20 protein-coding genes are annotated in these 18,847 nt (G+C 58.0%); 5 read left to right on the forward strand and 15 right to left on the reverse strand.

The window, feature by feature from the left end; genetic code table 11:
• Nucleotides 1-60: 60 nt before the first annotated feature.
• On the reverse strand, nucleotides 61-996 hold the full coding sequence (locus tag GBC55_RS19805) for a LysR substrate-binding domain-containing protein (RefSeq protein WP_162438978.1): 936 nt from the start codon (nucleotides 994-996) through the stop codon (nucleotides 61-63).
• Between the two features lie 446 nt (nucleotides 997-1,442).
• Here GBC55_RS19805 and GBC55_RS19810 point away from each other — a divergent pair, with 446 nt between their 5' ends.
• From GBC55_RS19810 to GBC55_RS19820, 3 genes are all read left to right on the forward strand, one after another.
• Nucleotides 1,443-2,924, forward strand: coding sequence for a DUF1254 domain-containing protein (locus tag GBC55_RS19810; RefSeq protein WP_162438997.1), 1,482 nt, complete (start codon nucleotides 1,443-1,445; stop codon nucleotides 2,922-2,924).
• Between the two features lie 294 nt (nucleotides 2,925-3,218).
• Nucleotides 3,219-3,548: a DHCW motif cupin fold protein gene (locus tag GBC55_RS19815; RefSeq protein WP_162438979.1), complete on the forward strand. Its 330-nt coding sequence runs from the start codon at nucleotides 3,219-3,221 to the stop codon at nucleotides 3,546-3,548.
• Between the two features lie 237 nt (nucleotides 3,549-3,785).
• Nucleotides 3,786-4,859: an FAD-binding oxidoreductase gene (locus tag GBC55_RS19820; protein ID WP_162438998.1), complete on the forward strand. Its 1,074-nt coding sequence runs from the start codon at nucleotides 3,786-3,788 to the stop codon at nucleotides 4,857-4,859.
• A gap of 197 nt (nucleotides 4,860-5,056) precedes the next feature.
• On the opposite strand, the gene GBC55_RS19825 is transcribed toward GBC55_RS19820, so the two are convergent.
• From GBC55_RS19825 to GBC55_RS19845, 5 genes are all read right to left on the reverse strand, one after another.
• Complete coding sequence (locus GBC55_RS19825) at nucleotides 5,057-5,626, reverse strand: DJ-1/PfpI family protein (protein WP_162438980.1); 570 nt, start codon at nucleotides 5,624-5,626, stop codon at nucleotides 5,057-5,059.
• Nucleotides 5,627-5,800: 174 nt separating this feature from the next.
• A complete protein-coding gene (locus GBC55_RS19830) occupies nucleotides 5,801-6,217 on the reverse strand; it encodes a VOC family protein (protein ID WP_162438981.1) in 417 nt (138 codons plus the stop codon).
• A gap of 68 nt (nucleotides 6,218-6,285) precedes the next feature.
• Complete coding sequence (locus GBC55_RS19835) at nucleotides 6,286-6,921, reverse strand: carboxymuconolactone decarboxylase family protein (protein ID WP_162438982.1); 636 nt, start codon at nucleotides 6,919-6,921, stop codon at nucleotides 6,286-6,288.
• Nucleotides 6,922-7,054: 133 nt separating this feature from the next.
• Nucleotides 7,055-8,185, reverse strand: coding sequence for an MFS transporter (locus tag GBC55_RS19840; protein WP_247266957.1), 1,131 nt, complete (start codon nucleotides 8,183-8,185; stop codon nucleotides 7,055-7,057).
• A gap of 77 nt (nucleotides 8,186-8,262) precedes the next feature.
• On the reverse strand, nucleotides 8,263-9,291 hold the full coding sequence (locus GBC55_RS19845; RefSeq protein WP_162438984.1) for an alpha/beta hydrolase: 1,029 nt from the start codon (nucleotides 9,289-9,291) through the stop codon (nucleotides 8,263-8,265).
• A gap of 171 nt (nucleotides 9,292-9,462) precedes the next feature.
• Here GBC55_RS19845 and GBC55_RS19850 point away from each other — a divergent pair, with 171 nt between their 5' ends.
• Nucleotides 9,463-10,389: a LysR family transcriptional regulator gene (locus GBC55_RS19850; protein ID WP_162438985.1), complete on the forward strand. Its 927-nt coding sequence runs from the start codon at nucleotides 9,463-9,465 to the stop codon at nucleotides 10,387-10,389.
• Here GBC55_RS19850 and GBC55_RS19855 read toward each other — a convergent pair.
• From GBC55_RS19855 to GBC55_RS19895, 9 genes are all read right to left on the reverse strand, one after another.
• Nucleotides 10,386-10,856 carry an anti-virulence regulator CigR family protein gene (locus GBC55_RS19855; RefSeq protein WP_162438986.1) on the reverse strand — a complete coding sequence of 157 codons (471 nt, stop codon included), beginning with the start codon at nucleotides 10,854-10,856 and terminating at the stop codon, nucleotides 10,386-10,388. The two genes, GBC55_RS19850 and GBC55_RS19855, sit on opposite strands and share 4 nt — an antisense overlap.
• A gap of 160 nt (nucleotides 10,857-11,016) precedes the next feature.
• Complete coding sequence (locus tag GBC55_RS19860) at nucleotides 11,017-11,601, reverse strand: hypothetical protein (RefSeq protein ID WP_162438987.1); 585 nt, start codon at nucleotides 11,599-11,601, stop codon at nucleotides 11,017-11,019.
• A 101-nt stretch (nucleotides 11,602-11,702) separates the two neighbouring features.
• A complete protein-coding gene (locus GBC55_RS19865) occupies nucleotides 11,703-12,074 on the reverse strand; it encodes a hypothetical protein (protein ID WP_162438988.1) in 372 nt (123 codons plus the stop codon).
• Between the two features lie 78 nt (nucleotides 12,075-12,152).
• Nucleotides 12,153-12,635, reverse strand: a complete 483-nt coding sequence (locus GBC55_RS19870; protein WP_162438989.1) for an HIT family protein — start codon at nucleotides 12,633-12,635, stop codon at nucleotides 12,153-12,155.
• Nucleotides 12,636-12,921: 286 nt separating this feature from the next.
• Nucleotides 12,922-13,464 carry a DinB family protein gene (locus GBC55_RS19875; protein WP_162438990.1) on the reverse strand — a complete coding sequence of 181 codons (543 nt, stop codon included), beginning with the start codon at nucleotides 13,462-13,464 and terminating at the stop codon, nucleotides 12,922-12,924.
• Between the two features lie 102 nt (nucleotides 13,465-13,566).
• Nucleotides 13,567-14,814: an OprD family porin gene (locus tag GBC55_RS19880; protein WP_162438991.1), complete on the reverse strand. Its 1,248-nt coding sequence runs from the start codon at nucleotides 14,812-14,814 to the stop codon at nucleotides 13,567-13,569.
• A 119-nt stretch (nucleotides 14,815-14,933) separates the two neighbouring features.
• Nucleotides 14,934-15,647, reverse strand: coding sequence for a sulfite exporter TauE/SafE family protein (locus GBC55_RS19885; RefSeq protein ID WP_162438992.1), 714 nt, complete (start codon nucleotides 15,645-15,647; stop codon nucleotides 14,934-14,936).
• A 23-nt stretch (nucleotides 15,648-15,670) separates the two neighbouring features.
• Nucleotides 15,671-17,068, reverse strand: a complete 1,398-nt coding sequence (locus GBC55_RS19890) for an amidohydrolase family protein (protein ID WP_247266956.1) — start codon at nucleotides 17,066-17,068, stop codon at nucleotides 15,671-15,673.
• A 9-nt stretch (nucleotides 17,069-17,077) separates the two neighbouring features.
• The gene (locus GBC55_RS19895; protein WP_162438993.1) at nucleotides 17,078-18,439 is read right to left on the reverse strand and encodes a uracil-xanthine permease family protein; all 1,362 of its coding nucleotides are present in this window, start codon (nucleotides 18,437-18,439) and stop codon (nucleotides 17,078-17,080) included.
• A 254-nt stretch (nucleotides 18,440-18,693) separates the two neighbouring features.
• Between GBC55_RS19895 and GBC55_RS19900 the strand changes: the two genes are divergently transcribed.
• Nucleotides 18,694-18,847, forward strand: a 154-nt coding sequence (locus tag GBC55_RS19900) for a LacI family DNA-binding transcriptional regulator (protein ID WP_247266958.1), incomplete at its 3' end; no start/stop codon positions are given.

The following is an 18,847-nucleotide window of genomic DNA, read 5'->3' on the forward strand; positions in this document are numbered from 1 at the left end:
GTTTAGTTTTTCTAAAGGCTTTTCGTCAAGAGAGACCCATGTGTAGGGTGTGAAAGAGGATTACGTGTCGACACCCTCTATCCATGTCGCTCCAGGCCACTGTTTGTCGGCGACCAGTTGTCGCGCCACGTCGACAATAACCAACCGCGTTGCCAGCGCCGCCGGAGAGAGTTCATCGTCAGCCAGCGTCGCCAGAAGATTGCGCCGGCCCACATGGGGATCGGCAATCCTGGTCAGTGAAAGTCCGGACTCGTCTTTCAATGCAGCGGCCGCGCCCGGTTGTATCGTTGCCGCATGACCGGCCCGAACGGCGTTCATCAAAACGGCGAGACCGTCGACCTCCATAATGACATTGGGTGTTAACCCGACCCGCTCGAATGCGCTCATCAATGCCGAGCGCAATCCATGTTGCGCGCTGGGCATCACCAGCGGCAGGCTGCCGAGGTCGGCTATCTGCACGCTGTCACCAGAAGGCGCTTGAGGCAGGCTGGGCGAGGCAATGACAAACAGCTTTTCATCCAGCAGCGGGGTCACGCTCCAGCGTTTACCCCCTTCGAGCTGGAACAGGATGGCCAGATCAATTTGCCGTGCATTGAGCTGCGCCGCCAAGTGGCCGGAAAGCATCTCCACCAAATGCAGCTGGATGTCCGGATAACGCGCACGCATTGCGTTGATCAACGGCAACGCGAGCACCGTCGCAGTAGTCGGTGGTAAGCCGACGCTGACATAACCGCTCATTCGTCCGCGATGGGCGGCCATGATTGCGTTTTCCGCCTGACGTAGCGTCAATTGGGCATGGTGTAAAAACGCAAAACCGGCGCTAGTGGGCGTCACGCCGGTAGAGGTTCGATTCAGGAGGCGGGTGCACAGTTCGCTTTCCAGCTTGGAGATTTGCTGACTGAGGGCTGACACACCAACGTCCAGTTCAAGTGCCGCGCGCCCCAGGCTGCCAAGCTCGATGATTTTTACGAAATAGCGCAGTTGTCTCAATTCCAATGTGGCGGCTCCTCGCGAATTTGTTATTCAAATACCTGAACGTTCGCCACACAAGTTGCGAAGCCCGAAGAGGCAGCATTCTCGCAGGTTTGGGTTGACCGTTGAGCGCTCGTTAAGGTCGTGTCTAGCGAACCCGACGCTATAGATATCCAGTGTGCGTATTCACTCCGGCTTCGCGACCAGAACAGCGAGAACCGCAGTGGCCGCAGGACTGATGAAGCTCAAAAATGTCCAGGTCTGTTTGACGAGGTAGCCTCCTGTGCCTAGTGTTCTTGCAGGCATTCAGTCGTCAGACTGGCGCTTCAGATGGTTTGCGCCTGTCGTTTGAATTGATTAATGGGCCATTAGCTTCGATGGAACGTCCGTTATTGGCCAGGCGTTAAAATTATTTCACCGTGGCCATGAACACGCACGGCGCCGACTTGCTCAGAACAAACGAGGTGGACATGAAAAGGACGTTAAACCGGGGCTGGACACTAGCTGCGGCCCTCGTCGTGGTGGGATCAACGCTTTTCACGGGATGTGCGAGCAAGAACGATCCGATCACACAGGCAGACAAGGCGGATGTGGCCAAGGGCGTACCCGCGCCGAGCCTCGAACAGACGAAGGCTATCGCCGAGGAAGGCTTTATCTACGGCTTGCCGCTGGTGATGAACTACGCCGTGATGAACGAGTTCGCGGTGGACCCCAAGTCCAGCCAGTTCAAGGCTCCCTTCAACCGACTGTATAATGAACATCGGGTAGCGACGCCCGCTGACACTGCCGTCATTACGCCAAACAGCGACACCCCATACTCGATACTTTGGACTGATTTGCGCGCTGAGCCTATGGTGATCAGCGTGCCGGCAGTTTCCAAAAAACGCTATTACTCGGTACAGCTGATCGACGGCAACACCTATAACTACGGCTACATCGGCAGCCGGGCAACGGCCAGCGCCCCGGGGAACTACCTGATTGCAGGGCCTGACTGGAAAGGGGCGACACCGCCTGGCATCGAAAAAGTGTTCCACTCAACGACCCCCTTCGCCCTGACGTTGATCCGGACCCAGTTGTTTAACCCCGCCGACATGCCCAATGTCGAGAAGGTTCAGGCGGGTTACAAGGTCCAGCCGCTTTCAGCCTTCCTCCATCAACCAGCACCGCTCGCGGCCTCGAAGATTGATTTCGTACCCGCCACCACGGCAGGGATCAAGGAAAATTTCTTCGAGTACCTGTCGGCCGCGTTGGAGTATGTGCCGCCATCGGCTGATGACAAGGAGATTCGGTCGAGGCTGGCCAGCATCGGCGTAGGCCCCGGCCGGCGTTTCGAATTCAAAGACCTCTCGCTCGAACACAAGGCGGTGGTCTTGTTGGGGATGAAAGCTGGCGATGAGAAGGTTGACAAGTTTCTCTCGAGTGGCATGAAAAATATCAATGGCTGGAACGTCGGCGCGTTCTTTGGCGACCAGGCGTTCTACAAGGCCGACTGGCTGATGCGCGCCGGCGCCGCGAAGGGCGGTCTTTACGGCAATGACGCCGTTGAGGCGATGTACCCCTATACCCGCACCGACGGCAACGGCCAGACGCTCGATACCAGCAAGCACAACTACACGCTTACGTTTCCGGCCGGCAAGCTGCCGCCAGTCAATGCCTTTTGGTCGGTGACTATGTACGACGGCAAGAGCCAACTGCTGATCAAGAATCCGCTCAACCGTTACCTGATCAATTCACCCATGCTGCCGGCCATGAAGAAAAACGCGGATGGCTCACTGACGCTGTACATCCAGAAGGACTCTCCCGGCAAGGCCAAGGAAGCCAACTGGCTGCCGGCACCTGACGACACGGTCTATCTGGTGATGCGTCTGTACTGGCCGAAGACTGCACCGCCCTCGATTCTTCCCGCTGGCAAAGGCAGCTGGCAGCCACCAGCGCTGGTGAGATCGAAGTAGTGCGACCCACCGCTGACACGTAGATCGGTGTCGGCCAGTTCTATTTTGTTTACCTATGGCAGCCGATCATGAAGGGTTGCTATTGGCCGAGTGTTGCCTGTCACGAAGGGCTGGTTTCGATCCAAAGCGGTCAATGAGTTACCCGCGATAGCAGCACCGAATGGTTATCCAGTGGCAGGGTGAAGGCAGTTTCTCCCGCCGCGCCTGTATCCCATAAATGCGGGCCGTCTGTGTCTATCGGCACCATCGCCCGAATGATACGGTCTGCATTTATTGCATTTCGATGAGGCAACAATGGATCTCACTGCAATCCCATTTGGTACCACCGATTGGTCAACGATAGAGCCGGTGGCGCATGCCGGTCAGACAGGCACAGCCTATTGGCGTACCTGCCAGTTTGGTTCTGCGCGTGTGCGGATGGTCGAATACAGCCCTGGATATCTGGCCGATCACTGGTGTTGGAGGGGGCACATCCTGCTGTGCATGGAGGGTCAGTTGCATACAGAACTTGAAGATGGTCGTCAGTTTACACTGATGCCAGGCATGAGCTATCAGGTGGGTAATAATGCTGAGGGACATCGGTCATTCACCACGATCGGGGCAAAGTTGTTCATTGTGGATTAGTCGTGGGGGCGACCTGTAAAACGCACCCACCCAGTGCGTTGGCAGCTGATACGTCCGCAATCTGGGGTCTGAAGTATACCTGTGCGAATGACTGCTTCTGGCCGTTCTCTGACTGTCCCGAAAGACCGCAGCCGGCCAGGATCAGACACTGAAACCGCGTTCTGAGCGATCAGGTTTTCAGGTGGTGAAATGCTCCAGCCGTCGTACCATGGGCAGGTCGACAGAATGGAGGTTGATATGGGGAATGCTCAGGGCAAACGAGTCGTGGTCATTGGTGCAGGCATCGTGGGTGCTTCGCTGGCGTATCATTTGGCTGCTAAAGGCGCAAATATCACCGTGGTTGAGGCTGGAGATATCGCGTCGGGAGTGACTGGAACTTCATTCGCATGGATCAACACCCAACACGCAAAACCCGACCCCATTGCAGAGCTGCGCGCAGCTGCAATCGAGGCCTATCGTCGACTCGAATCCCGGTTACCTGACCTGAACATACGATGGACAGGTGCTTTGTCTTTCAACGCGACGGCAAGTGAAGCGCTGTCAGCTTCAGGTCATCAGGCTTCGGCAAATCTGGTAGATAGATCGCAGATTCTCGGCCTTGAACCAAATCTCAAGAATCCTCCTCAATCTGCGGTGTATGCGGCTGATGAAGGGGCGCTGGACGCAGTGGCAGTTACTCATGCGTTGATCGCAGGTGCCCAGGCAAATGGGGCGAAGATTCACACCCATACGCGTGTTCTGGGCTTTGTAATCCGGGGCGCTACGGTGACGGGCGTTGAAACGACAATGGGTATCATCGATGCTGATGTGGTCGTACTTGCGGCCGGAACAGGCATCACGACACTGACAGACAGGCTTGCGGTGTCTCTTCCAATAGAGGCCTCGCCTGCCATTTTCATCCGTTACAAGTCTCAACCCGAACTCGTGCACACTCTTATATCCAGCGCTGAGATGGAAGTGCGACAAAGTGCGGAGGGTGCGTTGCTGGCAGCAGAAGATTATCTGGACGACGCCATTGAGAATCAGCCCGCAGCGATAGCGCTTCGAACTGCCAGGACAATCCGCAACCAACTCCATGGGACGGGTTCCATCGATGTGCAATTGGCTTGTGTCGGACTCAGACCCATGCCTGCGGATGGCCTACCCATCATCGGTTATCTACCAGAAGTGGGCGGCGTCTATGTGTGTGTCATGCATCCTGGCGTCACTTTGGCGGCGATAGTGGGACGTCTTGCCAGCGAGGAAATCATCGACGACAAGCTATCCAGCGCCCTTTGCCCATGCCGGCCCGATCGATTCCTTCAAGTGTAGTGCGCCGGTTTCATAAAAAACCGAACGATGCCAAAGACCCATTCAAACGCAACAATGCTGGTTTTTCGGCGGGCTGTTCTCCGATGCAACACACTTGCGGGTCGCTGAGAGAGCACCAGACCGAAACCGGATCGCGGGCACGTCATCAGCACTCATAAATCTCCTGATAATGTGCCCGACATGCAGGGGCGACGTGGTCACCGATGTTCTGCTGCCAGCATTGACCTGAACTGAGAAACGATCTCTGAAGATAGCCCGGCACTGTCGAACACTGCGCAGGTGAAGCTAACCGGGGCAGGGCCTGGGGCAGTGATGATGAGGTCTGCGACCACGGCTACCGAACTGTTTTGATACAGCGCGCGGCCTTCATAATTCAAGGCGTTCTGTTGTAAGAAGTCAGCGCTGTTCGAGGTATGAGGAACCGTGTCGAGAAGCCCTGCCCTGGCAAGTGCCAGCGTTCCGCCACAGATACCGGCGATTGTCGCTCCACTTGAATGACTGGCTTGAAGAAAGTCCCGGATGTCCGGCGCTTCTGCACTTTCCCAGATCATTCCTCCAATCACGACAATCACGTCCGGCTTCCAGTCTCGACAGTGTTGCAAGCTGCCATCGACAGTGACCGCCAATCCGCCCTGGGACCGGAACTGCCCCATAGCGGGCGCAAAAAACCTGACGTCGATCCCGTAAAACGGGGAGCCAGTACCCGCAATGAACGCATATTCCCAGTCCGCAAAACCGGGTGTCAGTATCAATCCCACGCGTGCCATCAGTCAGAATCCTCCATGAATGCCAATAACCAGCAAAACATACCGCAAGGGCTTCTTTGGGTCGAACGCGTCTGAGAGGAATGTCTGCTTCTGGATGATAGTTCCGGCTTTCTCATTAGTTCGGGGGTGGTTCAAGTTGGCGCCGCATACACGTTCATCGGCTGGCGAATGTCATCAGGATTGCACAGCGGGGCCTTTCAGCTCGATTTGATTGTCATCCGGGTCATTGAGGTAAATGGACAACCCTGTTCCCTCCGCTCCATAGCGCATCGCCGCCTTCTCTGCGGATACACCGCTCTGCGCCAAGTGGCGGAGGATGGCCTGTTCATCAAACGGCTCAACCCGAAGGCAGACGTGATCGACGTTGTGTCCTTGCTTGCCCGCCGGCTGACCACCCTGACGACCGATCGGCCCGTTCACATCCACTAGGTCAATCATGGATGTGCCTGCGCTCAGATGAATCATGCCAAGGTCGTCACGGCGCTTGCTGACCTCACATCCCAGGACTGATGTGTAAAACGCGAGGCTGCGCTCAATGTCCTGCACCCGAAGTACAACATGGTCTATACGTTGAATTGAAAAACTGCGCATGACGATCACTCCTGTCGGATCACTGATTTTAGTATCCATCCCGGCGAGGGCAAGCGCGTGTAGCCTGGTCAGCTTCTGATTTTTTCCATGGCCAAAACAATGCGCTCAGCCGCACCCTGGTCACCACGGTGTTTGAGTTCGCTAGCCACTTGATTCAACTGCTGCGCCGTGAGGCCAACATTCATACTGATCTTCAGGTGTGATTCCAACTGCGCCTCTAGCCCTGGCATCGCGGCAAGTGCCCCGACAGTGGCCAGTTCACGAGCCACCCAATCGAGGTTGTCTCGGGCGAAGATATCGCCGAACAGGTGAACCTTCAGAAACTGGTCAATCGCAGGGGCGAATTCAAACAGCGGTCCCGAGACCGGTGCACCCACCAGACGGGTTTGATTGTCTGTACCCAGTTCGAGCAAAGCATGCCCCGACGGCACAGGGCCCGGTTCGCGTCCCGGTTCGTCGTGAGTGCCGCGTGTCTCGCGCTCTTGCAACACGCTCATCAGTTGCGAAAGCGCATTGAGGCTGCGTGGGAACCCGGCATACGCATAAAGCTGGACCAGGATTTCCTTGCACTCACTAATCGTCAGGCCGGCGTCGAGACCACGATTGAGTGCATCACGTAAACGGGGCATATCGCCGCTGGCCATGCTGGCGCCGACAGGGGCGACAGCCAGTTGTTTTGCAGTCAGGGTTTGTTCAGTCATCATCTTTGTCTCCGAATCTGTCGCAGCGGCGAGGGGTAAAGCCGATAGAGCAAAGGGCATCAAGGCGGCGAACCAGAGGGCCTTCCAACCAGGGGGACGATCGATAAACATGGCCTTGCTCCTTGGAATAGAGGGGTCATCGGGTGTGGGGCACCGGCGAACGAGCGGCTAGAAAGGTCAGCAGCGCGGCGAGCATCAACATCACGGCGCTGGCGATAAACGTGCTCTGGTAGCCGAGCGCGTCAAACAGTACCCCGCCGACGGTGGAGCCCACTGCGATAGCCAATTGAACAATCGCCACCATCAGGCCGCCGCCTGCCTCGGCATGATCCGGCAAGGCATTCGCAATCCAGCTCCACCAGCCTACTGGTGCCGCCGTCGCGATAAAGCCCCAAAGTCCGAGCAATACCGCTACAGCAATAACCCAGGTGCCTGCAGGAATCAGGGCTGCTGCGATAACCGCCATCAGCAGTGAGATGGTACTCAAGGTGCCGTATAGACTGCGCTTGAGGACTACACCGATCAGCGTTGTGCCTAAAAAGCCAGCGACGCCTATCACCAATAGCAGCAGAGAAAGGATGGGTACGCTGACCTGGGTGACCGATTCCAGAAAAGGGCGCAGGTAGGTGAACAGCGTAAATTGGCCCATAAAAAACAAGCCCGCGGCGGCCATGCCCAGCGCCACCTTGCGATTTTTCAGCAGTTTGAAAACATTGCCAGCACCCGGCGAACGCTTCTGTGCTGGCATGTCTGGCAGGCTGATCCACTGCCAAACCAGCGCAATCAACGCCACTGGCACCAAGCACAAGAACGCACCACGCCATCCCACAATCGAGCCCAGATAACTGCCCAGTGGCGCCGCCACCACCGTCGCCAAGGCGTTGCCTCCGTTGAAAACGGCCAGTGCCCTGGGCACTTGTGCAGCCGGCACCAGGCGCATTGCCGTGGCTGCCGACATCGACCAAAACCCGCCAATCACGACGCCGATCAGGGCTCGCCCAGTCATGTAGATCAGGTAGTTCGGGGCAAGCGCCACAATGATGCCCGATAGGGCCATCAAACCGGTCAAGGCCAACAGCAGGGTCTTTCTGTTCAGGTTGCCGGCGATCCAGCTGATCGACAGGCTCGCCAACACCGCAAACGCGCCAGAGATGGCAAGCCCCTGGCCCGCCAAGCCCTGGCTGACCTGCAGGTCGTTCGCCAAGGGTGTCAGCAGGCTAACGGGCATGAACTCCGAGGCGATCAGCGCGAATACGCACAGCGTCATTGCATAAACGCCACCCCAATGACCGGTACGCTTACCTGTCTCGCTCAAGGCGTTGGTTGGCAAGTGGACGTCAGCCGTCATTTCAGGTGGTCCTGAAAGAATCGGGTCAGCTGTGCGAAAGGAATCAGGTCGACGCGATCGTACAGATCGACGTGGCCTGCGTTGGGCACAATGACCAGCTCTTTAGGTTCGCCTGCCAAGCGAAACGCCTCTTCGCTGAACTCGCGGGAGTGGGCGTTTGCACCTGCAATAAACAACATCGGGCGAGGCGAAATGCTCTCGATATCGACGAATGGGTAGAAATTCATGAACTTGGTATTACTACTCAACGTCGGGCGGGTGGTCTGTTGCGGCGTGGAACTGGTTGGGGTGAATTCACCACGTGGGGTGCGGTAGAAGTCAAAGAACTCGCGCTGGATGGGGTGGGTGTCAGCTTTCAGCTCTTGCACTGTGCCGCCGGTGTATTCGATCTTGCCGCCCGCGAACTCCACATAACGCTGCTCGGCCGCCGCTGCGATGACTTGCTTGCGCTGTTCAAGGGTTTGCGAATGCTTGAGACCGTCGCGGTTGGCGGCGCCCATGTCATACATGCTGACGGTGGCGATGGCTTTCATACGCGGGTCGATCTTGGCTGCACTAATGACAAAACTGCCGCTGCCACAAATCCCCAGCACGCCTATGCGCTGGCGGTCGATAAAAGGCTGCGAACCGAGGTAATCCACGGCGGCACTGAAGTCCTCGGCGTACATGTCTGGCAGTACAGCATTACGTGGTCGGCCTTCGCTTTCGCCCCAGAACGACAAATCCAGCGCCAAGGTTACGAAGCCCTGTTCCGCCAATTTTTGCGCATACAGGTTTGAGCTTTGCTCCTTTACCGCGCCCATGGGGTGACCAACGATAATGGCCGGGCTACGGTTGGCGTTTTCCAGCCCTTTGGGGATGAATAGATTGCCCACGACATTGAGCTGGTACTGATTCTTGAAGCTGACCTTTTGCACGGTCACCTGGTCACTTTTAAAGAAATTATCGGCACCGTTGGACATATCGGCTCCTGATGCGGTGAATGAACTGATTAGCAACCCGAGCATGACGAGAAGTCTTTTCATGGGGCGTCCTTTTGAGGGAAAGCTGAAGGTGGCGCAGCGCGAGGCTCGCTCCTTTTCATGGCGAGAGGTTGGGGTGCGGAGTAGTGTTACGCAATAATGAGATTTTGATTAGCTAATGAATGCTTAATGCGGCTATAACCATGACTAATCAATCGATCGAGCATGCCCGCCATGGCCAAACCCAACTTCAATGATCTGCTGGCTTTCGTGACCGTGGCGCGGGTGGGCAGCTTTACCCGCGCGGCGGTACAGCTTGGAGTGACGCAATCGGCAGTGAGCCAGGTGGTGTCCGCACTGGAAGCGCGTCTGAAAATCCGCTTGCTGACCCGCACCACGCGCAGCGTATCGCTGACAGCGGCGGGGGAGCGATTGCTGGACGCAGTGGGCCATCGTTTCGATGAAATCGAGGCAGAAGTGGAAGCGTTGACCGAGCTGCGCGACAAGCCGGCCGGGACGGTACGCATTACCTGCGGCGACAACGTGATCAAGACAACCCTGCTGCCCAAGTTGTCACCGTTGCTACAGATGTACCCGGATATCAAGCTGGAATTCGATATCAACTATGGCTTTCGCGATATCGTCGCCGACCGTTTCGATGCCGGCGTGCGCTTCAGCGACACGGTGGCCCAGGATATGATCGCCGTGCCCATTGGCCCGCCGATACGAATGGCCGTAGTGGCTGCGCCAGGCTATCTCGCGAAACACCCCGCCCCGGAACACCCTCGCGATCTGGCAGCACACCGCTGTATCGATATCCGTTTTCCCACCTATGACGGCGTGGATGCATGGGAATTCGAACGCCAGGGCAAGAAGCTCAAGGTACGTGTAGACGGCCAGTTGATATTCAACTCCACCACCCATATCGCCGATGCTGCGGTGAGTGGGCTGGGCATCGCCTATCTGCCCGAGGACGAGTTCGCCCCGCATCTGACTGAAGGGCGGCTTGTCCGGGTACTGGAGGACTGGTGTGAACCCTTCGGCGGCTTTCATCTGTACTACCCCAGCCGTCGCCAACCCTCCCAAGCGTTTTCACTGGTCGTTGATGCGTTGCGGTTTGATCGTTTACCGCCGACCGCAATCTCCGCCCCCATACACTAATCAAATGCACCGTTGAGAACTTCGTAGATGAGCCCGGTTGCCAGCGCGACCAGTATCAAGTCGGTGCCCGCTTGCTGCCATTCGTATCCATCGTAATGAGGCAGCCTGCCGACTAATCGACCATCGAGTTTCTTTGCAATTCCGGGTGGAAGCGGTTTGCCCCTCGCGAGGTTCTTTTGAATGCCGGGTGGTAAAGCAGGGCCTGCGCTCCAGTAGTTCCGATAGTCGCCCACAATGCCGAGCACGCTACCGTGATTAATGCTTGGGCCATGATCCCGATCGCCGCCGTCAGCATCTTTACCTTTGTTTCCATGCCCTTGCTGGTTGCCATGGCCTTGGCCATTTTGCTGATTTCCCTGGCCATTTCCCTGGCCCTTCCCGTTACCAGGATCGGCCAATGCAGTCGCTGAGCCGCAGATCAGCGCGAGGCAGGTAAAGGCGGCAATGAGTGAGCGAGTTCTGGGCATGAGTCGTTCCTTCGGAGGGGGCGGGATGTCTCTATGAACCTTAGACGTTTTTGACGATGCAGGTTCCGTGACGCGTGACCGCTGCCGCAAGGCTTTCCAGTCCCGTCAACCCTGGAACACGGTCGCCGCACCGACCATTTTCGTATAGGCACTGCCAGCGTCAGAAGTTCTCAAGACTGACTTTAATGCCCGCACGTCCGGCCAGCTCAATGGTTTCTTCCACCCTGTCAGCGTCAACAATAAAACCATCGTAATTGTCACTGCCGGAGTCCAGGTGAAGATAACGTTTATCAAACCGAATCAACCATCGGTCGAACTCAGCAAGCACCTCCGGCATTGATGAAGCGCCGTCTCGCACGTAGACGTAGGGCTCTTTCAAACCGTTGGCGCTGACCAGATAGGGAGCCTGATACTCAAACACATCAAAACCTTTCCAATCCACGCTTATTAAAACGAGGTGTTCAAGTTTTTGCGGCTTGGAACCCTCCAGCAATCCATCGGTGAGAGCGCCGCATGCGTCGTCTCCCATCGCATATCTACGCATGACGCGCCTTACAAGTCGGGCGCCTTCTTTTTCGGGAACCACCGCCAACAGCGCCTGGGTAAAAGCTTCGAGTGCCTTTTTCCGTGCCGGATCAGTTGGGCCGGGCCGTAGTTCTTTCATGATCGCTGAAGCGCTGAGGTTGGTTTCCTCGGGTGGGGGCATGGTAAAGCGCCCACCAAACAACCTATCCAAAATGCCCATACCACTCCTTGGAATACTGTGTGAAAAGCGATTTTTCTATTACTGGCGACAGTACAAACGCACATTAGCCCTTTGTACAGCGGCCATTTCTTTAGCCACTGTCAGCCACCTTTGGCCCCGCGAGTTTGAGCCAGGCGAGCGTTCCAGTCGCCACCGTGGATGCGTCGGCACGCTTGCTCGGAATCGAAGCGGACAGTGCGGTCGGAAGGCTTCAGATCGATGTCGGCCTCACTCAACGCGATGGCCGTCAGCTCAAAGATGCGCATCTTTGCGTTTACCTGGGCGAGCGTTCTGTCAGCTTCGGTTTCGAACACCCAGATGACCTTCAGGGTTTCAGCCAGCGCATTCAAATCCGCCGTGTGGGTGAGCCAGGTAAAGCCCTTGATTTCACCTTTTGCTGTTTCGCACGCTTCAGTGAGCGTGGTAATCAACCGGCGTTCGATCCGCGCCAGTTCACGTTTTCCGGGTGGCATTTGGGGTTCCTTTAAAGTGTCGATACGATGATCACGGCTTTTTAGGTTCACGCGACATCACTTCGCTGATTGAGCCAATCAAATAAAAGCGCCACGCAACTCGCTGATCACCTCGTCGACAGAGGGGCCTTGAATCTCTGGTGGGACGGGGTTTTCACCAAACTCTCGCCAGATAAACAAGGTCAACTCTGCGCCGTCAGTGGATGACAGAGCGTCTGCAGCGTAGGCAAAGTTTTGCAGAAGCCGATAGCGCGCATCCTTCCAGAACAGGTCTTCGACCCATTGATAGACCGGGATGAAATGAAAGTGCAGGGGCCAACCCGGCTCATGGCCAAAGCGCCCGATGTAGAGGCGCTTGGGCAGCAGTTGCTGCTCGATGATCTGCTGGGTCCTGGCGAGCAGAACGCCCAACTCTGCAAGCGCATCCGGCGATAGCTGAGTCAGTGATGTGGTTTGCACCTTCGTACTCAACATCAGGTAACCGGGGAGTGCGCTCGATAGATGGTGATTGATAATCCAGTGGTCGGTTTCATAAAGGATGAAATGCGGGGCAATTTCCATGTGCCGTATGTCCTGAGCAGTTGATGTGTCAGGTTAGCAACATCACGTCAGCCTGTCCGCTGGTGGCAACTTTCTGGGGGACAGGGTGCGATCAGCAGTTGGCTCAAACTTAGCTGCTACAGGGGGCGGGGTGCGCAGGGGCTTTGTGTAGCAGCTGCCGAAGGCTGCGTTCGATTGCGAAGCGGTCGCTTTCCGGACGCTGTGGTGATTGCTTGAAAAGCAGGGCCGCTTCGCGCCCCAACGCAGGCTTCGCCAGCTGCTACAGGGGACGGGGTGTGCGCGGATGCTATGGGGTGTGCCCGGAGGGGATGAGGATGACCAGGTCCGTATCACCTACGTCGACGCCCGCCTGTGAAAGCAAGGTCGTGACTTGTCCGCGGTGGTGCGTTTGATGGTTGAAGAAGTGCATGACCAGGCCATAAAAGTCCTTGTCGGCCGGTACTCCCTTCATGCTGGCGTAACTCAGGACGTGATCCAGATCTGACTCTGCAATGGAGCGTGACCACTCGACAATCATCTGATCGAGCCACACCCGTTGTGCGGAAAGCTCGCGGATATTTGCGTACAGCAATTGGTCGAGGCTTGTGGGGGTAGGGCGCTGAAGAATGGGTTGCAGAGCCAGGTGGTTTGCCGGGTGCCTGGCGAATCGCTGCAGCCAGACGGTATCGCCGGCCACCAAGTGATTCAGCGTGCCGAGGATTGAGCCAAAAAACGCTTTCCTGTCCGCAGAAAGCTCGTCATCTGGCAGGCTTCTGGCGGCCTCGTAGATCTTTGCGTTCATCCACTCGTTATAGGTTGCCATCAGGCAGATAGGGCGGATTCGGCTCATTGTGCTCATCCTGAAACCCGGTCTGGTGCCGGGCATTGTTGTTCTGGCGGACAACAAGTTTACCCGGCCAACGTCATCTGCATGTGGGTATAACGCGTTATCTCAAAACAGACTGAACGGATAGTTGACGATCACCCGATTGTCATCGAACTCGTTGCTGCTGTAATCGCGGCGGATGCTGGCGTTGCGCAGGCGCACGTTGAGGTTCTTCAATGAACCGCTCTGCACCGTGTACGCCAGCTCGGTTTCGCGCCCCCACTCCTTGCCATCGGTGACCGTGCCGATGTGCACGTTGTCGCCGCTGACATAGCGATTCATCATCACCAGGCCGGGTATGCCGAGCGCGACGAAGTTGTAGTCGTGGCGCAGTTGCCATGACTGTTCCCTGGCGTTGTCGTAGGTGTTGTTGAAGCTGTCATTGGCCAGTGAAATACCGGCGGTGCCATTGACGCGCATCCAGGGGTCATCGCCGGTGAGTTTTTGCAAGCCGACATAGAAGGTATTGCCGCCATAGCGAGCGGACAGCAAGGCCGACATCGTGCGGTTGTCCAGTTCGCCCGCGCGGGCGCTGCCGTTTTCGCGGCCCTGAAAATAGCCAAGATTGGCGCCCAGGGTCCAGGCGCCCAGCGGTTGGCTATGGACGACCTGCAGGTATTGTTGCTGGTAGATGTCTTTGAGTTCGGCGTTCCATACGCCGACCATTGTGCGCTTGTCGTTGAAGCTGTATTCACCGCCGACGAAATTGAAGCGGTCGGAGACGAACGCCGTCTTGCCCAGCATGAACATGTCCTGCTGGCTGGCGTCGTTGCGCGGGCTGTTCTGGCGAAACTGACCGCCGTACAGGGTCAGGCCCTCGATCTCTCGTGAGGTGATTTGCCCGCCTTCGAACGTCTGCGGCAGCGAACGGCCATCGTCGGAGCGCAGGATCGGCAGTACCGGCATCCACTCGCCGACTTTGAGTTCGGTCTTGCTGATTTTCATTTTTCCCGCCAGCGCCAGGCGGCCGAAATCGTCGGCGGGGCGTCCGTCGCGGTCAATCGGCAACAGCTGCGTGCCGCCGCTGCCCTTGTCGCCATCCAGCTTGATCGAGTAGAGCCCCAAGGCATCCAATCCGAAGCCTACTGCACCTTGAGTGAATCCGGAGCGTGCATCGAGGATGAAACTCTGGGTCCACTCTTCGGCCTTGCCCTGGGGCGATGCCGGGTTGGAAAAGTTGCGGTTGATGTAGAAGTTTCTCAGGTTGAGGGTGGCGCTGGCGTCGTCGATTAAACCGGCTGCAATGGCCTTGAGTGGCAGCGTGCCGACGATGGAAAGCGTGAGGGCGATTCGAAGTTTGGCGGTCATTTTCATTATTGTTTTTATCCAATTTCTGGCTGTAGAAATCCGCTGCATCCGCCAGCGCGAATGCAGTGAGTTCAAATCGAATGGCGTGCGGCAGCGGCCCTGAACGAGCCGCTAAAACTCGGTGGTCATTGCACCAGTAACAGTGATCCGGAGACGAAGGCGAATATCAGGACAAACCGGCGCAGGCGGGCTTCGTTGATGAAGTGCCGGGCCCAATGGCTGGCGATAACGCCAAGCGCCAAGGGCAGGCACAGGCTCAATACCGGTGTCACCTGCGCGGCGTGCAAATGCCCGCCGAGCGCCAGCACCACCAGGGAAATCACTTCGCCCACCAGGAAGCACAGGGCGACCGAGCCTCGCAAAGTGGCCACCGGCGAGTGCTGATACACCAGCGCCAACGGCGGGCCGCCGACGCCGGTGGCCGTTTCGGTGATGCCGGTGATCAGACCGGTGGAAATCAGCGCGCGACGTCCCGGTACGAAGGAGGGCGCCATCCAGGTCGCCAGGCACGCGGCGATCGTCGACAGGCCTATCAGCACGTTGAGTTGTGAGAGCGGCAACCAGAACAGTATCCAGACGCCGCCGAACGTACCGACAAAACGCCCGACGGTAATCCACGAACTGCCCCGAAAGTCGATCGCCTCACGCTCGCGCCAGGCGATCGCCGCGTTCAAGGGCAACATCAGAATCAACAGGCTGACCGGCAGGGATTCCGGGGCCAGCAAGCCCATCACCGGCGCAACGATGAGGGCGAAGCCCATGCCCGTTGTCCCCTGGATAAGCGCACCGCACGCCACGGCGAGCGCAATGAGGTAGAGCGGGTCGAATGGTAAGGTCATCTTTTACCCAATAACGAAGAGTGTTATGCCACGGAGGGCAGTGGATGGACTTTATGGATCGGCGCCTGACTGACGATGTCCCGTGCCAGCGCATCGACCTGTCGCATCAGCTCACGGGCGTCCCAGTCAATCGGCCAGCCTTGCCACAGACGGACCTTGCCCTGCACCACGACGGCGTGGATCTGATCCCTGTTCGCCAGGCGCACCAGGTCCCATGTCAGGTTCCAGGACGGCAGCAGTTCCGGCACCGCGAGGTCCACCAGCAGGAAATCAGCGGCGTGGCCGGGCGCGATCTGTCCGGTGAGCTGGCCGAGGTGGAGCGCCTGCGCAGCGTTTTTGGTGCCCATGTCGAGCCACAGTTGCCCACCGCCACAGACCGAATCCCCGACGGCGATACCGTGGGCAAAACGCTGGGCGGCTTCGGCGTAGTCCAGCAGGCGGAAACCGTCGCCGCGGGTGCCGTCCGTCCCCAGGGCCACCGGGATGCCCAGGCAGTGCATCAGGTGCGCCTGGGCCACGGCGTTGCCTTTCCAGGCACTGGCCACAGGGTTGTAACTCACTGCGGCGCCGCTATCACGCAACAGGCAGATCTCGTTTGGCGTCAGTAAGGTCGCGTGGGCCAGCAACGCCGCCGGGCCGAGCGCGCCGGCCCGGTGCAGTTGCTCCAACGGTCTGACGCCGTAAAGTTCCAGGGAGCGTTCGACGGCGACCAGGTGCTCGTTGACGTGGCTCTGGAACACCCGCCCGGACTCTTCGCATAAGCGGTACACCGCCTTGAGTGTCGAGTCGGTGGCGATTTCAGGAATGGGCACGGCCAGCGAAGGCGTGATCAGCGCGTCGTTATTCCACTGGGACAAATGCCGTTCCGCCGCCGCGAGAATCTGCCGCGCATCCAGCACTTGCTTGCCTTGAATGTCGTTGCAGGTCTTCGCCAGTACGCAGCGTATGCCGACTTCATGAACGGCCTTGGCAATGGCTTCGACGCCTTCGGTCGAGCGCGTGCCGGCATCGCACACCGTGGTGAAGCCGCCGCGCAGGGATTCGAACGCCGCGAGTTTGCTCGTCAGGTACAGCAACTCCGAATCGAGCGAGCCTTCGAGGGGTATCCAAACCCGGCGAAAGATTTCCGAGGGTTCGCCGAAGACCAGGCCTTTGCCGAAACTCTGGCTGAGATGGTGGTGGGTATCGATGAAACCCGGCATCAACAACTGCTGTTCGAGACGCTGCACCTGATGCGCGGGATAACGCGCCTGCAACAGTGGCAGCGGTCCGACGTCGGCGAATTTGCCCTCGACCACCAGCACGGCCTGACCGCGCTGCGGGCCATCCGGCAGCATCAGCCAGTCCGGTGCTAACAGCTGTTGCGGTGCAAGCAGTTGTTCAGGAGAAGAGGGCAGGTGCGTAGTAACTGTGCGATCCATGGAGCAACCTTAGTGAGTATGTGGTGAGTGGGTCAGATCGGCCTTGGCGTCCGCGCCGTTGTCCTGGCGACCCACACAATGGAAGAGGAAATTCATCACAGCGGCGGTGACGGCACCCATGGCGACGCCATTGCCGAGCAGCCCGGCCAGGCCGTTGGGGAAATGGCTGTAGACCCCTGGCACCAGAATCGGCAGCAAGCCCACCGCCAGGGCAACGGACACCACGTACATGTTGCCGTGGTGCCGCAGGTCCACTTTGCGCAGCATGTCGATGCCCATGGTGCCGACGATGGCGAACACGATCAGGCTGGTGCCGCCGACGACCGCTTCCGGTACGCCACCGATCAACCGCGCCAGGGGCGCCAGTAGCGCAAACAGCAGGAGCAGCACGCCGGACACTGCGGTGACATAGCGCGAGCGAACGTGGGTGGCACGGATGACGCCGATGTTTTCGCCGCTGGTGATGATCAGCGACGTGCCCATGAACCCGCCGAGGATGGATGCCAGTGCGTCGCCGCGAATGGTGCGGGTGACGTCCCTGTTGATATCCAGCGGCTTGTCCACCGCTTCGCTGATCGCCACGGTTTGCCCCGTCGCTTCAACCATGGACACGAGACAAAAAAGCATCAACGGGATCGAGGCAAACAGATCGAATTGAGGCACGCCGAACGGCATCAGTGCCGGCAGGCTCAGCAACGGCCACCAGCTCAAATGGGAGCTGTCAAAAGCCCCCAGGGCGACCGCCAGCAGGCTGCCGCCGACCAGGCCGAGCAAGATGGATAACTGGCCGAGCGTTCCTCGCAACAGACGTGAACACAGCACCGTGATGACGATCGTGGAGAACGCCAATAGCAGTTGCTGCGGGGCGGCGAAGTCGGCGCTGCCAGGCCGGCCGACGATCAACTCGCCCGACAGCTTGATCAGGTTGACGGACACCAGCAGCAGCATCGTGCCAACCACCACCGAGGGAAAGAAACGCAGCAGCCGACGAAAGATCGGCAGCACCACGAAGTAGAAGACGCCCGTCAGAATCACCGCACCGGACGCAGTGGCCACGCCGTTTTGCTGGGCGATCAGAATGAACAACATGATCGGCGCCCCACCGGGGAGCATGATGAAGGGCAAGCGCGCGCCACAGCCGCGCAATCCTAATGACTGAATAAGCGTGCCCAGCCCGCAAACCAAAAACGTCGCGCTCAGTAACTGCAGGGTCAGCTCGCTGGAAAAGCCTAAAGCCGTGGCCATCAGGAAGACCGAGGCAACTGGCGAGGCCGCCATTACCAGCACATGCTGCGCGCCAAAAATCAGCAGCTGCCGCCAGGGCAGTCGCTCATCAACAGGGGAAACGGGGTTTTTCTTGTTATCCGGCATATCCCACCTCTACGTAAAGCCAGCATCAACGGCTTTTTGATTATTGTTTTAAACGTCACGTAGTTTCGGTCGGAATCGTGCAGGTAAATCCCAAACCAAATCGATTTTGTTATGTTCCCAAATCGATTTGGGTGAAATGTATTCCCGTTCTGGAAGACTGTCAACGGACCATCCGTCGCCGATGACCCTGAGTGGCCGAGAACCGTCGGTGCGCGTATAACTCGGCAGCATTGCTGACTGAGTTGCCCCAACCGATGCCAAATAACGACAACCACCGCCCTACCATTGCCGACGTCGCGGACGCTGCCGGCGTATCGCGCACCACCGTTTCCCACGCGCTCAACGACCGCGGCCAGGTCGATCCGCTGACCCGCGCGCGCGTCAAAGAAGTCGCCGCCAGCCTTGGCT

The organism is Pseudomonas sp. TNT3 (genome assembly GCF_010095445.2).
Lineage (GTDB): Bacteria > Pseudomonadota > Gammaproteobacteria > Pseudomonadales > Pseudomonadaceae > Aquipseudomonas.